This window comes from Nocardia sp. NPDC050630 (assembly GCF_044457245.1).
Taxonomy (GTDB): Bacteria; Actinomycetota; Actinomycetes; order Mycobacteriales; family Mycobacteriaceae; genus Nocardia.
In genome coordinates this window covers 234,190-250,325 of record NZ_JBITGN010000009.1, presented here as the reverse complement: position 1 = coordinate 250,325, position 16,136 = coordinate 234,190, and the positions used below count along the sequence as shown (strand labels likewise).

Genomic DNA, 16,136 nt, shown 5'->3' with positions numbered 1-16,136 from the left:
CCTACTTGCGGACGATCAGTTCCAACGCGATATTGTCCGGATCCCGGAACTCGAGGATATAGCTGAACCCGATGTCCTTGATATCTTCGTGCGCGACCCCGCAGGCATCGAGATGCGCTGCGGCCGCTTCCAATTCGGCCAGTGAGTTCAGCGGGAACGCGAGATGGTCGAGCCCGACCCGGTTTTCGTCGAAGCTATCGGTGCCAACCGGCCGCAACCCGATCATCCCGTGCTCCATCCGATAGATCACCCCGCCGAACAGGAACCCGAGCTGCTCCCGCGTCGCCTCGTCCGCATCGGCGGGCACCTCCAGCGCAACCGGCCATCCGAACACCTTTTCGTAGAACGCCCGTGACCGATCGATATCGCAAACCGTCAGTCGCACATGGGCAATGGCACTAGTAGCAATCGGCATACCCCCATGCTCGCATCTACTTCCGATTACCCGCCGGTTATCGGCTCCCACCAGCGGTTTAGGTAACCACCCGCCCCATGCTGTAGCGTTATCCCTACCGACGCGGGGTGGAGCAGCTCGGTAGCTCGCTGGGCTCATAACCCAGAGGTCGCAGGTTCAAATCCTGTCCCCGCTACAAAGGGAAATGGCCCGGAACGCATTGTTCCGGGCCATTTTTCGTTTCCGCCTCCGAGTAAGGGTTCGCGTGGACATCGTCCAGTCGATAATCCGCACCGCTGACCAGTGCGGCGTGGTCCATCCAGGGCGGCACATGTCCACTTGGGCGGTGGTGCCAGCAAATCCTGGGTTTGTTCAACATTGGATTTGTTTTTCGATTCAGCAGGCGGCATCTTCGGCAAAGGTCTTGGCCCGTGGCAAACGATCAGCACGCGGAGTGGTTGGACTTCCCATGTTTGGAAAATTCTCTCCGACGAGGTCTGCTATTTCTGGTGTAGCGACGCCATGAGGAGACCAATGCTTTACGCCGCACAATCCCACCGGGGTCGACTGGTGATCACCGCCTCGATCGAGCCGGTGGCTCGCCCGCGGTCGCGGTAACCATTGGGAAGCTACTGGCCGGTTGACAAGGTCAAGAGCGCCAAATTACTGTTCAATACGATGAATCGTGTTCTACTGGTCGAAAATCTCAGGGATCATTGCGCTGATCCGCATCGCTGTCGCATAGGCGCTATACATGCACCTCGCGGCAGATATTTCGGGCACCACGCGTTCTTATGTGCGCGCTAGGTCCTCCGGTGTGCTCACGTAGCACTTCGGCCATCAGCATTATTTGCTGATAATTTGCTCTAACATGCCCGGCGGCACACCATGTCCAGCCTGGCCTAGCCTGCGCCATCTCCTCGCCGGCCCAAGTCGCTTGCGGAAGACGCTCCGCATCTCCAAGGCTCTTCGCTGAGCCTCGACCGAGTCGAAACCGTTATGTCCGGAGCAGGAATCGTCTGATTCCTTTGCTGCAGACAAAAACACACCCGTCCAGGTTTTAGGGCGGGTCCCAGCTGCCTTGGGAAGGATGTTCAGAGGTGACCGGATCGGCGTTCGAGGTCGCTATCGTCGGCATGTCCTGCAGACTGCCGGGGGCGGCCGATCTCGACAGTTACTGGCAGTTGCTCAGCGAGGGGCGCGCCGCGATCGGCGCAGTCCCTGCGGGGCGGGCGAGCATCGCCGAGCGGGCCGGATTCGTCGACACCGTAGCGGAGTTCGACGCGGACTTCTTCGGGATCTCGACCGATGAGGCGCGGGCAACCGACCCGCGGCAGCTGCTGGCACTGGAGTTGAGCTGGGCGGCGCTCGAGGACGCTGGCCTGGCCGCCACGGCGCGCGATGCCCGGCGGTGCGGTGTGTTCCTCGGCTGCACCGGAACCGATATCGCCGAAATCGCGAATCCCATCTCGAACTACTTCGGGTTCAGCGGCCCGAGCATCCTGGTCGACAGCGCCCAGGCGTCCGCGCTGGTCGCGGTTCATCTGGCATGTGAGAGCCTGCGCAGCGGCGAGAGCGACATGGCCCTGGCCGGTGGACTGAACCTGGCGCTGGCCGACGGATTCGTGCGCGGCGAGGGCGGCGGCATTGTGGCGCTGAAACCCTTGGCGCAGGCGGTCGCCGACGGCGACCGGGTTCATGCCGTGATCTGCGGAAGTACGGTCGACACGGGCAACGAACGCCGCGAGCTGAGCGCACCGAGTCGCGATGCGCGGGCGGCGGCGATTCGCGCCGCTCTGACCGCGGCAGGTTTCGAGGCGCCGTCGGTGCAGTACGCCGAATTGCACGGCATCGGAACATCCGCCGGCGATCCGATGGAAGCCGCCGCGCTCGGCGAGACCTACGGTGTGCGCCCGGCGCGGGAAGCGCCGCTGGCCATCGGATCGGTCGAGACGAATATCGGGCATCTGGAAGGTGCTTCCGGTATCGCGGGCCTCATCAAGACCGTGCTCTGTCTGAGCCGCCGGGAACTGGTGGCCAGCCTGGACTTCGAGCCGCCGAATTCGCGGATTCGGCTCGCGGACTTGGGCTTACGGGTGGTGACGGGCACCGAGGACTGGCCCGTGGCCGACGTACGCAGGGCAGCTGTGTTGTCGTTCGGTATGGGGGGATCCAACGCCCACGTGATCGTGGAGGAGGCGCCCGCCGTCGGGGCCGCCGCGTCCACGGTGGACAGCAAGGCCGCTGCGGTGCCGTGGGTGGTGTCGGCGCGCAGCGAGGACGGGGTGCGTGCACAGGCAGCCCGGCTGCGGGAGTGGCTACTACGCCATCCCGAGCTGGATGTGGTCGATGTGGCGCATTCACTGCTGGCCATGCGAGCCCAAATGCAGTGGCGTGGAAGCGTTGTCGGGCGGGATCGGGCGGAGCTGCTGGACGGTTTGAAGGCCATGGCCGACCCGACCGCGCCCGCTATGGCGACCGAGCCGACAACTGGGCGGGCCGAGCAGCGGCGGGTCGCGTTCGTCTTCCCGGGGAATGGCAGCCAGTGGGAGGGGATGGCTCTCGGACTGCTCGATTCGGGTGGGGTTTTCGCGGAGTCGATCGCGGAATGTGAAGCGGCGCTTGCGCCCTACGTGGACTGGTCGCTGACGGCGGTGCTGCGTCGCGAGGTCGATGCCCCCTCGCTGGATCGCGTGGATGTGGTGCAGCCGGTGCTGTTCGCGGTGATGGTGTCACTGGCCCGGATGTGGCGGGCGGCCGGTGTGCAGCCGGACGTGGTGATCGGCCATTCCCACGGTGAGGTCGCCGCCGCGCACGTTGCCGGTGGACTGTCGCTGTCCGATGCGGCGCGTGTGGTGGCTCTGCGGTCCCGGGCACTGGCCGATGAGCTGGCCGGGCAGGGTGGTATGGCCTCGATCGGACTCGGCGCGGATGCCGTCCGAGAACGTCTTTCGGGGTATGGCGACCGGCTGTCGTTGGGGGCGGTGAACGGACCGGCGCAAAGTGTTATCTCCGGTGACGTTTCGGCGGTGCAGGAATTCCTCGCCGACTGCGCCCGCGACGCTGTATGGGCCCGCCGGGTTCCAATCGATTACGCCTCGCATTCGACGGCGATCGAGCGGATTCGCGATCGGCTGCTCGCGGAACTGGCACCGATTCGCCCGCAATCGGGATCGGTGCCGTTCTTCTCCACGGTATCGGCCGAGCGGTTGGATACGGCGGACCTGGACGCCGAATACTGGTATCGGTCGGAGCGGGAACCGATTCGATTCGCCGATGCCGTTATGGCGCTGATCGGGGACGGTATCACCGGCTTCATCGAGGTCGGCCCGCATCCGGTGCTCACGATGGGTATCGCCACGACCGCCGAGGCGGCAGGTGCGGCCGAGGACGTATCCGTTGTCGGCTCTTTGCGGCGCGGTGCGGGCGGTCCGGAACAGTTCATCGTGTCGCTGGCACAGGCCTACTGCGCCGGTATGCCGGTGGATCCGCGCGCGCTGGTCTCCGGTGGGGCGCGGGTCGATCTGCCGCCATACGCGTTCCAGCGCCGTAACTTCTGGTCCGGTGCGCTGGTCACTTCCGGGGGCTTCCCGGAAATTTCCGAGGGCCGAATTCCCGAAGACAGGGCGCGGACCGATGCGTGGGACGACAGCCCGCTGGCCCGCAAACTCCTGGCCGCCCCCGAATATCAGCGTGACACAGTAATTCTCGATATCGTTCGTGAGCATGCCGCCGCCGTACTAGGCCACGATTCGGCCCGATCAATTGACCCCGAGCTGCCGTTCACCGAGTTCGGCATTGATTCGGTCAGTGGGGTGCGGCTGCGGGACAGGCTGATGCGGGCCACCGGTGTGCCGCTGCCCGCATCGCTCATCTTCGACCATCCGACCGCGAGTGCGGTCGCGACACTGTTGCGAGCCCGGGTCACCGGAAACGAACGGGGCAAGCACCGGGTATCGCGGCGCGCGAGTACGGACGAACCGATCGCGATCGTCGGCATGGGCGCCCGATTCCCCGGTGGTGTGCGGTCCGCGGAGGACCTGTGGGACCTGCTGACCGCGGGCCGAGATGTGATCGGCGAATTCCCCACCGACCGGGGTTGGGACCTGGACCGGCTGTTCGACCCTGACCCTGACAAACCGGGCACGGTCTACACCCGCCACGGTGGATTCCTCAGCAGCGCAGGCGATTTCGACCCAGGCTTTTTCGGCATCAGCCCACGCGAAGCGCTGGCGATGGATCCGCAGCAGCGGTTGCTGCTCGAGACATCGTGGGAAGCCCTGGAAGACGCGGGTATCGACCCGACGTCGTTGCGGGGCAGCGATACCGGCGTATTCGCCGGTGCTTGCTCATCGGGTTACTCGCGACGGGTGACCGGCGACCTGGAGGGCTTCCGGCTGACCGGCACGTCGCACAGCGTCATCTCGGGCCGTGTCGCGTACGTGTTCGGCCTGGAAGGTCCGGCGGTGACGGTGGATACCGCGTGCTCGTCGTCGCTGGTCGCATTGCACCTGGCGTGCCAGGCGCTGCGCCAGGGCGATAGCTCGCTGGCTCTCGCCGGTGGCGTAACGGTCGCGGCCAGCCCATATCTGTTCGTGGACTTCGCCCGCCAGCGCGGCCTGTCGCCGGATGGCCGCTGCAAGGCGTTCTCAGCTGCCGCCGACGGTGTGTCGTGGTCGGAGGGTTCGGGCGTCCTTGTGCTGGAGCGGCTTTCGGATGCGCAGCGGCTCGGACACAACATCCTGGCCGTTATTCGCGGTAGTGCGGTGAATCAGGACGGCGCGAGTAACGGTCTGACCGCGCCGAACGGTCCGTCGCAGGAGCGGTTGATCGCGCATGCCCTCGCGAATGCGGGGATCTCGGCGGCCGATGTGGATGCCGTGGAGGCGCACGGGACCGGCACGACCCTGGGTGATCCAATCGAAGCACAGGCCTTGATCGCGGCCTACGGGCAGGATCGTGGCGACCGGGAACCGCTGCGGATCGGTTCCTTGAAATCGAATATCGGCCATACCGTGGCCGCGGCAGGTGTGGCCGGTGTGATCAAGATGGTGCAGGCCATGCGGCACGAGCGGTTGCCGAGGACACTGCACGCCGAAACACCGTCGCCGCATGTGGATTGGGCCGCGGGCGCGGTGCGTCTGCTGACCGAATCCGAACCGTGGATCGCCGGAGTTCGGACGCGTCGGGCGGGTGTGTCGTCGTTCGGTATCAGCGGCACAAACGCGCATGTGATCCTCGAAGAAGCGCCTGCCGCACCGGTAGCGGCCGCCGAGGACGACACCCAAATCACTGTGGCGGTCACGCCGTTGCTGGTGTCGGGTAAGGGCGAGGCGGGTCTGCGTGCCCAGGCTGCCCGGCTGCGGGCGTGGTTGTCGGAGCGGCCGGAGATCGACATCTCGGATGCGGCCCATGTACTGGCGACGTCGCGGGCGCAGCTGGATTCGCGCAGTGTGGTTCTCGGTCGCGATCGGGGCGAGTTGCTCGAGCGATTGGCGGATCTCGCCGAATCGGGTACCGGTACCGGTGTGATCGGCGGCGTCGTCGGTTCGGGGCAGACGGCATTCTTGTTCACCGGTCAGGGTGCACAGCGGATCGGTATGGGTGCGGGCTTGTACGAGTCGTTCCCGGTATTCGCGGATGCGTTGGATTCGGTGTGCGCCCAGTTCGATCCGGTATTGGAGTGCTCGCTCAAAGCGGTCATGTTCACCGGCGTAGCTGGTGGCGATACCGGTGTCGCGGTGCTGGATCGGACGGAGTTCACCCAGCCCGCGCTGTTCGCCTTCGAGGTGGCGCTGTATCGCTTGCTGGAGTCGTTCGGCGTCACCCCGAATGTGTTGATCGGCCATTCGATCGGAGAAGTCGCCGCCGCGTACCTCGCGGGCCTGTGGTCGCTCGAGGACGCGTGCCGGTTGGTGGCGGCGCGCGGACGTCTCATGGGTGCGTTGCCCGAGGGCGGAGCGATGCTGGCCATCGCGGCGTCCGAACCGGAAGTCAACGATGTTGTCGCCCGATACCCCGACCGAGTGTCGGTCGCCGCGGTGAACGCGCCGGCGGCTCTGGTGATCTCGGGTGACGAGGACGCGGTCGGCGAAATCGAGGCACGATTCGCCGAGCGTGGCGTGAAGACGTCGCGGCTGCGGGTCAGCCATGCCTTCCACTCGCATCGGATGGAGCCGATGCTGGGCGAATTCGAGTCTGTGGTCAAGGATTTGACGTACAACCGGTTTCGCGTGCCGTTGGTTTCGAATGTGTCGGGTCGGCTTGCTGGTGACGAAGTGACCGAACCCGCCTACTGGGTTCGGCAGGTGCGGGCCGCGGTGCGATTCGCGCCGGGCATCGAGACGTTGATCGCCTCGGGTGTGCGTCGATTCCTGGAAGTGGGGCCCGATGCGGTGCTGGCGGCGATGACCCGGCAGACGCTTGCGCAGGACGCGGAGTCGACCTCGGTTGTGGCCGCGGCCGCGCGCCGGGATCACGATGAGCCCCAACAGTTCGCGATGATGCTGGCACACGCGCACACATCCGGGCTGCGGGTGGATTGGACGCCACTGCTGCGTCGCCGGGCGATAGGACGAGTTCCCCTGCCCACGTACGCTTTCCAACACCAGCGCTTCTGGCTGCCGCCGCGCCCCGAAGTCACCGGTGACGCCCTTGCCCACCCGTTGCTCACCGGTGTGGTGCCGGTAGCCGGTACGGACGAGTTCGTTTTCACCGGCCGGTTCTCGCTGGCGACCCACCCGTGGGTCGCCGACCATATGACCTACGGCACCGTGGTGCTGCCGAGCGCGGCCCTCGTCGAGTTCCTGCTTGTCGCGGGCAGCAGCATAGATTGCGGCGTCGTCGAGGAGTTGACCCTGGAGGCTCCGATACCGCCGACGGAAGACGATGAGGTCGAACTCCAGGTGTCGGTGCGGGAGCCGGACCAGGCCGGGCGACGGCAGTTCAGCTTCTACTTCCGCCAGGGTGGTCGCCGAGCGGGCGAATGGGTGCGCAACGCCAGCGGTGTACTGGCGCCCTCGCCAGACGGCGATGACGCGCTGCTGGACCAGTTGCGGGACGAAACCTGGCCGCCGATCGACGCCGAAGCTCTCGACCCGGCATGGATTCCCGAGCGGATCGCCACAGTATCCGGACTCGAGTACGGCCCGGCGTTGCTCGGTGTCAGCGCCGCATGGCAGCGGGGTGCGACCGTCTTCTCCGAGGTCACCCTGGATACGGCTGCCGCGCCCGAACCGGAGCGATTCGATCTGCATCCGGCGCTGCTCGATCTGGTGATGCACGCCGGGCTGGCCGGGCTTCTGTGGCGCGATCAGGACGGCGATCCGGACACCGGCCGGTTGCTGTTCCGCTGGGGCGGAGCGCGGCTGCACCGGCCGGTGGCCAGGGCGACGACGCTGCGGGTCATCGCCACGACGCGCGGACCGGAGACGATTTCCCTTGCGGCCACTGATGATTCGGGACGGCCCGTGGTGTCCGTCGACGCGGTCGTCATGCGGCCCTATGACGTGAAACAGCTGCGCGGCACCCTGGCCGGGGATGTCGCCGACCTCTACGAGGTCCAGTGGACGCCCGCGTCGGCAGCGACACCGAGTGTGTCCGCGGACCGGATGGCCGTACTCGGTTCGGAACCGGTTGCCGGAATCGGCACCTGCTATCCAAGTCCCTCGGAACTCACTGCGGCACAAGAGATTCCAGATGTCGTGATCTGGCATCCGCAGGACAGCGCCGCGGCCGACGATCCGGCGTTCGTTCGCGAGTACCTGGAAATGGTGTTGGCGACGGTGCAGTCCTGGCTGGCAGAGGATCGTCTGGCCGACACCCGGCTGGTCGTGGTTACCGCGAACGGTGCCGCGCTGCCGGGCGAGGCACCAGATCTCGCCGCGGCGGCCGTCTGGGGCCTGATGCGCAGCGCCCAATCCGAATATCCGGGCCGGTTCATTCTCCTCGACTCCGACCCGTCGGCAGTTGCGCCCATGGATGACTCGACATTCGTCGGTGCGGTGCTCGTGGCGGGCGAACCACAGGCCGCGGTGCGCGCCGGAGCAGTGCTCGTGCCCAGACTGGTGCGAGCGCGAGCGGAGCACGATGCCGACCCGTCGCCCGACCAGCACCCCTCATCGACGCGCTCCGCGACGCCGTCGTTCGGCGCGGGCACCGTCCTGATCACCGGCGGCACCGGTGGCCTCGGCGCACTGGTGGCTCGACATCTGGTCACCGCGCACGGGGTCCGCCACCTGCTGCTGGTGTCCAGGCGTGGTGAAACTGCCAGCGGTGCAAGAGAACTGGTGACCGAGCTGTCGGCATCCGGCGCTACTGTCGCGGTGGCGGCCTGCGATGTGGGCGATCGAGAAGCCCTCCGTTCCCTGCTCGATTCGATAGCGGCCGAGAATCCGCTGACCGGCGTGGTCCATGCGGCCGGTGTCCTCGACGATGGCACCCTCGCGGGCCTGACCACCGCGCAACTGCGGCGGGTATTCAGCTCGAAGGCCACGGCGGCATGGCACCTGCACGAACTCACTCGCGACCGCGCCCTGTCGGCCTTCGTGCTCTTCTCGTCTATCGCGGCAACGATCGGATCGGCGGGACAGAGCAACTACGCGGCAGCCAATGCCTTCCTCGACGCGCTGGCGCACCGTCGCCGTGCCGACGGGTTGCCCGCGATCTCACTGGGCTGGGGGCCTTGGAACTCCGCTGGCGGCATGACCGGTGGCTTGGACCGCGGCGCCGTCGCCCGCTGGGAAAGGCTCGGTCTGCACGCACTCGGGAACGACGAAGGTCTGCGGCTGTTCGATGCGGCCACCGGTCGCGCCGTCGCGCACTTGGCGGCGATTCGGTTCGACCCGACCGAGCTGCGGCGCGAAGCGGGCACTGGTGCGGTGCCCACGGTGCTGCGCGGTTTCCTGCCCCGCACCACGAACCGGACCGCGGCCGCGTCGAGTTCACTGGCCACACGACTGAGCCGGGTACCGCGGGCCCAACGCGCCGAGGTGGTGCTCGATCTGGTTCGGGAGCACGCGGCGGCCGTGCTCGGACACGGTTCCGCCGAAGACATCGGCCCCGGCGAGCGATTCGACGCACTGGGATTCGACTCGCTCGGCGGCGTCGAATTCCGCAACCGGCTGGCGCAGGCCAGCGGAGTCCGGTTGCCGTCCACCCTGGTCTTCGACCACCCCACCGCCGCGGCTGTCGCCATCCTGCTGCACTCCACGATCGAGGGAACGGATTCCGGTTCCAGGACGGCACCGGTTTCGCGCCGCGTGGGCGTGGACGAACCCATCGCGATCGTGGGCATGGCCTGCCGGTTCCCCGGCGGCGTCGAATCGCCGGATGCGCTGTGGGATCTGGTTGTTTCCGGCCGGGATGCGACCGCGGAGTTCCCGGCGGATCGTGGCTGGGATCTGGAGCGGCTGTTCGACCCGGATCCGGACAAGCCGGGGGCGGTCTATACCCGTCGCGGTGGATTCCTTTATGACGCAGGTGATTTCGATCCGGGCTTTTTCGGGATCGGTCCGCGCGAGGCGACGGCGATGGATCCGCAGCAGCGGTTGCTGCTGGAGGTGTCCTGGGAAGCGCTCGAGCACGCGGGAATCGACCCGACGTCGTTGCGCGGCAGCGACACCGGTGTCTACACGGGCGTGATGTACCAGGACTACGAGGCCGTGACGGGTAAGGCCGGGCCCGAGGTCGAAGGGTATGTCCTGACCGGCGGCCTGGGGAGCGTGGCTTCCGGGCGGGTGGCCTATGCGCTGGGGCTGGAGGGCCCGGCGATGACGGTGGATACCGCCTGCTCGTCGTCGCTGGTGGCGCTGCATCTGGCCTGCCAGGCGCTGCGTCAGGGGGAGAGTTCGCTGGCCTTGGTCGGTGGCGCGACGGTAATGGCGACACCAATGGTTTTCCAGGAGTTTTCGCGGCAGCGTGGTCTGGCCCCAGACGGCCGGTGCAAGTCGTTCTCGGCCGCGGCCGATGGTGTCGCGTGGTCCGAGGGTGCGGCGGTGCTGATCGTGGAGCGCCTGTCGGATGCACGTCGGCTGGGCCACGACGTATTGGCCGTAGTACGTGGCAGTGCGATCAACCAGGACGGCGCGAGCAATGGCTTGACGGCGCCGAATGGCCCGTCGCAGCAGCGGGTGATCGCGGCGGCGCTGGCGAATGCCGGGTTGAATCCGCGCGACGTGGATGTGGTCGAGGCGCATGGTACCGGAACGGCGCTGGGCGACCCGATCGAGGCGCAGGCGCTGATCGCCACCTACGGGCAGGACCGTGCGGGAGAACCGCTGCGTCTTGGTTCGCTCAAGTCGAATATCGGCCACGCGCAGGCGGCGGCGGGTGTGGGCGGTGTGATCAAGATGGTGCAGGCGTTGCGTCACCGAACTCTGCCGACGACGCTGCACGCGCAGGAGCCGAGCCCGCACGTGGACTGGTCTGCGGGCGATGTCCAACTGTTGACCGAGGTGCAGGCGTGGCCGGTCGGCGACAGGGTGCGCCGGGCCGGGGTGTCGTCGTTCGGGATCAGTGGCACCAATGCGCACGTGATCATCGAAGAGACACCGGCCCAGGCGGTTTCGACGCCTGAGCATGGTGCGGCCGGGCCGGACATCGATGTCGCCGTGGTGCCGTGGACGGTGTCGGCCAAGTCGCAGGAGGGTCTGCGGGCGCAGGCCGAGCGGTTGCGGGCGTGGTTGGCCGATCGCCCGGAGCTCGACATCTGGTCGGCGGCACGGTCATTGGTGGACTCGCGAGCATTGCTGGACCGACGGGCGGTCGTCGTCGGCCGGGATCGGGACGAGCTGCTGGTGGGTCTGGCGGATGTGGCGGCGGGTTCGCCGGGCACGATCGAGGGGACGGCGGGTTCGGGGAAGACGGCCTTCCTGTTCACCGGGCAGGGTGCGCAGCAGGCTGGTATGGGCGCGGGCCTGTACAAGTCGTTCCCGGTGTTCGCGGCGGCCTTGGACGAGGTTTGCGCGCAGGTCGATCCGCTGCTGGGCCGGTCGCTGAAAGCTCTCATGTTCGCCGGTACCGAGAGCGTGTTGGATCGGACCGAGTTCACCCAGCCAGCGTTGTTCGCGTTCGAGGTGGCGTTGTTCCGTCTGATCGAATCATTCGGTGTCACACCGGATCTGCTGATCGGGCATTCGATCGGGGAGTTGACCGCGGCGTACGTGGCGGGGGTGTGGTCGCTCGAGGATGCGTGTGCGCTCGTTGTGGCGCGCGGTCGCTTGATGGGGGCCTTGCCGGAGGGCGGTGCCATGCTCGCGGTCGCGGTCCCGGAGGACGACGCGGTGCAGGTGCTCGCCGGGTATGACGGGCGGGTGTCCTTGGCGGCGGTGAACGGTCCGTCGTCGGTGGTGCTGTCCGGGGATGCGTCCGCGATCGACGAACTCGCTGATCGGTTTGCCAGGCAGGAGGTGAAAACCTCCCGGCTACGAGTGAGTCACGCGTTCCACTCGGTATTGATGGAGCCGATGCTCGACGAGTTCCGTTCGGTCGCCGCGCGATTGACGTATCGCGAGCCGTTGTTGCCGATCGTGTCGAACGTTTCGGCGGTCGTGGTCGCTGCGGAGCTGACCGATCCCGAGTACTGGGTCGAGCAGCTGCGGGGATGCGTCCGGTTCGCGCCGGGCATCGACACCCTGGTCGAGGCGGGTGCGCGGCGATTCGTGGAGATCGGACCGGATGCTGTGCTGGCCATCATGACTCAGCAATGCCTGGTCGAAACCCCCACTGTCGAAGCCAAATCGACAGTGGTCGCGGCCGCCCGACGCTCGGTGGACGAGCCGACGCAGTTCGTGACCGCGCTGGCGCAGGCCGCCGTCGTCGGCGTAGAGGTGGACTGGACGCCGCTGTATGCGGGGCGCTCCACGCATCGGATGATGTTGCCTACCTACGCGTTCCAGCATCGACGCTATTGGGCGCGGCCGGTCGACGCGCCGGACCTGTGGCAATCGGGCCTGGACGATGCGGGGCATCCGCTGTTGGGCGCGATGCTGCGGTTGCCGGACTCCGAGGATGTGGTGTTCACCGGGAGGCTGTCGCGAGCCGGTCATCCTTGGCTGGCCGATCATGCTGTCACCGGGGTGGTGTTGCTGCCCGGCGCCGCGCTCGTGGAGCTGGCCCTGCACGTGGGAGCAGTGGTGGACTGCCCGCGACTGGCGGAGTTGGTGATCGAGGCGCCCCTGCCGATACCGCCCACCGGGGTCGTCGACTTGCGGGTCGTAGCGGGCGGACCGGATGACACCGGCGCACGGACGGTATCGATGTACTCGCGGTCGAACGGCGACAATTCGGGCTATCCCAACGATGCTGCGGGACAATGGATTCGCCACGCTGTCGCAACGGTCACCATCGGCTCGGACACGCCCGCGGTGGACTCGGGTCAGGTGAGCTGGCCGCCCGCAGAGGCGACGGCGATAGCGATCGATCACGCCTACGCGGATCTGGCCGGGCGGGGCTATGAGTACGGTCCGGCGTTCCGCGGACTGACCGCCCTGTGGGGGCGCGACGGTGAGGTGTTCGCCGAGGTCGTACTGCCGGAGTCCGCACGATCGGACGGCTCGGCTTTCGGTGTGCATCCGGCATTGTTGGATGCCGCGCTGCACGCGATCCTGCTCGGTGGGCTGGTTCCCGAGACCCGGGCCGGTGCGATCGCGGTCCCGTTCTCGTGGGAGAACATCGCCTTGTATGCGACCGGCGCGACCACGGTGCGGGTCCGTGCTGCCGCGACCGGCTCCGGGACTGGAGCTGAGCGGATCACCGTAACCCTGGCCGACCCGGCGGGCATGGCCGTGGCCGACATCGGTGCACTGACGCTGCGGACATTGTCCACCGATGCGCTCGGTTCGGCACACCGTCGCACCGACGGCATCGGCTACGAGCTGAACTGGGTCGCATTACCCGAGCCTGCGGGTGCGCTCACCGCGGCCGCCTGGAGTGCCGCCGATGATGGTGAGACCGTGACGATCGCGGGCCGGGACGCGACGGTGTTGCGACTCGACGATCAGCGATGGAATGAGCTGTCGCGCACCGGTTCTCCGGCCGTCGACGGCAATCTCCCCGTAGCAGTGCGGGATTTGGTCACCGACCTCGCGGCGCAGGTGCGGCGGCGGCTGACGCAGGACCGGCTCATCGTCGTGGTGACCCGGCAGGCGGTCGCGGTACATCCCCACGAGCCGGTGGACCTGTCGACGGCAGCCGCGTGGGGTCTGCTGCGTACCGCGCAGAGTGAGAACCCCGACCGGATCATCCTCGTCGATGTCGAAGACTGGCCGGACTATCGGCCCGCTGTGGCCATGGCCTCGGCTGCGGGCGACGAACCCCAGCTGGCCCTGCGGAACGGTAAGGCATACGTGCCGCGCCTGAACCGTGGTGATCCGAACGCTCTCGACCTCGCGTCGCGACATGCCAAGGCATGGGCGCTGACTCTGCGCGACAAGGGCACATTGACCGCGGACAACTTCACCTTCAGCGACCATCCGACCGCATTGGAACCGCTTGCGGCAGGACAGGTCCGGGTGAGTATGCGGTCGGTCGGCCTCAACTTCCGGGATGTACTGATGGCGCTCGGCACCTACCCCGACAAGGCTGGTCGGCCCGGCGGCGAGGGAGCCGGTGTCGTGTTGGAGGTCGCACCGGATGTGACCGAATTCGCGCCTGGCGACCGGGTTTTCGGGTTGGTCCCGGGCGTCGGATCGGTGGCGGTGGTCGATCGCCGACTTCTTGCGCCGATGCCGCGTGGTTGGTCGTTCACTCAGGCCGCGGCGATTCCGATCGTCTACGCGACCGCCTACTACGGCCTGGTCGACCTGGCCGATGCGCAACCTGGCGAGACGCTGCTGCTGCATGCGGCGACCGGTGGTGTCGGCCTGGCGGCCGTGCAACTCGCGCGGCACCTGGGCCTGCGGTTATTGGTCACCGCCAGTGAGCCCAAGTGGAATGTGTTGCGCGATTCGGGGTTCGACGACGCTGAAATCGGTAACTCGCGCACGTTGGATTTCGAGCAGAAGTTCCTCGACGCCACCGACGGTCGCGGTGTCGACATCGTATTGGATTCGCTGGCAGGCGAATTCGTGGACGCGTCATTGCGACTGCTGCCGCGCGGTGGCCGGTTCGTCGAGATGGGCATGCTGGACCGGCGGGATCCGGTCGAGGTGGCCGCCGCGCATCCGGGGGTCGACTACCACAGCTTCATGCTGATGGAGGTGGGTCCCGATCGGCTGCACGAGATTCTGACCACGCTGGTCGAGCTTTTCGAGGCCGGGACTCTGGCGCCGTATCCGACCGTCGCGTGGGATATGCGGCAGGCGCCGCAGGCCTACCGGTACCTGAGCCAGGCCCGGCATATCGGCAAGAATGTGCTCACCGTGCCGGTGCCATTGCGGCCCGAGGGCACTGTTCTCATCACCGGCGGCACCGGAGGATTGGGCGCGGTGGCCGCACGACACCTGATCACCGTCCATGGTGTGCGCAGGCTGGTGTTGGCGGGTAGGCGCGGTCCCCAAGCCCCCGGCGCGGCCGAACTCGCCGCCGAGCTGACCGCGCTCGGTGCGCATGTCGACGTGGTCGCGTGCGACGCGGCCGATCGAGCCGCACTGGACGCGGTGTTGGCGGCCATACCGTCACAGCATCCGTTGACCGCTGTCGTGCATGCCGCGGGTGTGCTTGCCGACGGTCTGCTCGCCACCATGACGCCGGAGCAGATCGCGAAAGTGTTGCGGCCCAAGGTGAATGCGGCCTGGAATCTGCACGAGGCGACCAAGGATCTGGATCTGTCGGCGTTCGTGCTGTACTCCTCGATCGCGGGCTTGATCGGCAATCCGGGACAGGCGAATTATGCGGCCGCCAATGTCTTCCTCGATGCGCTGGCGCAACACCGGCAGGTGACCGGTCTGCCCGCGACGTCGGTGGTATGGGGGCCATGGGAGCAGAGCGGCGGTATGACCAGCACGCTCGGCGCGGCCGACCTCGCCCGTTTGCGGCGCGAAGGTCTCCTTCCGCTGGGCGACGAGGACGGCATGGAGTTGTTCGACGCCGCACTGGCGGGCGGGCAGTCGGCGTTCGTGGCGGTCCGGATCGACCGGACCGCTCTCGGCGAGGCACATCCCGGTGATGTGCGCGCGGTCATGCGTGGCTTGTCGCGGCCAGCGCACCGCCGGGTGGTCGATACGACGAGCGCACCGTCGGCGGCATCGAGTGGCTCCGTGTCCTTGTCGACGCAACTGCGCGGCCGCTCGACCGCCGAACAGGAACGCGTCATCCTCGACGTGATCCGGGCCCAGGCCGCGGCCGTGCTGGGACACACCAGTGCGGACTCGACCCCGCCGGACAAGCCGTTCAGCGATATCGGGTTCGACTCGCTCGGCGTGATGGAATTCCGGAACCGGCTGAAGTCGGCTGTCGGCGTGCAGTTGTCCGCGACCGCGATGTTCGACTATCCCACCCCGGAGGCGCTGGCCGGTTTCCTCCGGCAGGAGATCGTTCCGGTCGACGACCCCGCGGAACGTATCGCGGCCGAGATCGAGTCGCTGGCGCGCAGTTGCGCCACGGCCGAGCTCTCGGCTGTGGACCGGTCGGATATCGCGAGCAGGTTGACCGCACTGTTGCGTGAGCTCGAAGGCAAGGACACCGACGGATTCGACCTGGATGGCGGCGCCGACAGTCTCGAATCCGCGGACGACCGCGAGCTGTTCGAATTCATCGACCAAATCAGTTGAAGCAAGTTCCGCGACCACCTCAGCTGAGCAAA

2 protein-coding genes and 1 tRNA gene are annotated in these 16,136 nt (G+C 67.2%); 2 read left to right on the top strand and 1 reads right to left on the bottom strand.

The genetic code is table 11. The features are described 5' to 3' along the window. Position 1 precedes the first annotated feature (1 nt). Positions 2 to 415 carry a VOC family protein gene (locus tag ACIBG0_RS23760; protein ID WP_397035149.1) on the bottom strand — a complete coding sequence of 138 codons (414 nt, stop codon included), beginning with the start codon at positions 413 to 415 and terminating at the stop codon, positions 2 to 4. A gap of 101 nt (positions 416 to 516) precedes the next feature. Between ACIBG0_RS23760 and ACIBG0_RS23755 the strand changes: the two genes are divergently transcribed. Together ACIBG0_RS23755 and ACIBG0_RS23750 are read left to right on the top strand one after the other, a co-directional pair. Next, positions 517 to 590, top strand: a tRNA-Met gene (locus ACIBG0_RS23755). A gap of 904 nt (positions 591 to 1,494) precedes the next feature. Beyond that, a complete protein-coding gene (locus ACIBG0_RS23750; RefSeq protein WP_397035148.1) occupies positions 1,495 to 16,104 on the top strand; it encodes an SDR family NAD(P)-dependent oxidoreductase in 14,610 nt (4,869 codons plus the stop codon). Positions 16,105 to 16,136 lie beyond the last annotated feature (32 nt).

Bases quoted from the DNA above. Each gene is read 5' to 3' on its own strand.
- ACIBG0_RS23760 (WP_397035149.1), bottom strand. From the start codon at position 415: ATGCCGATTGCTACTAGTGCCATTGCCCATGTGCGACTGACGGTTTGC.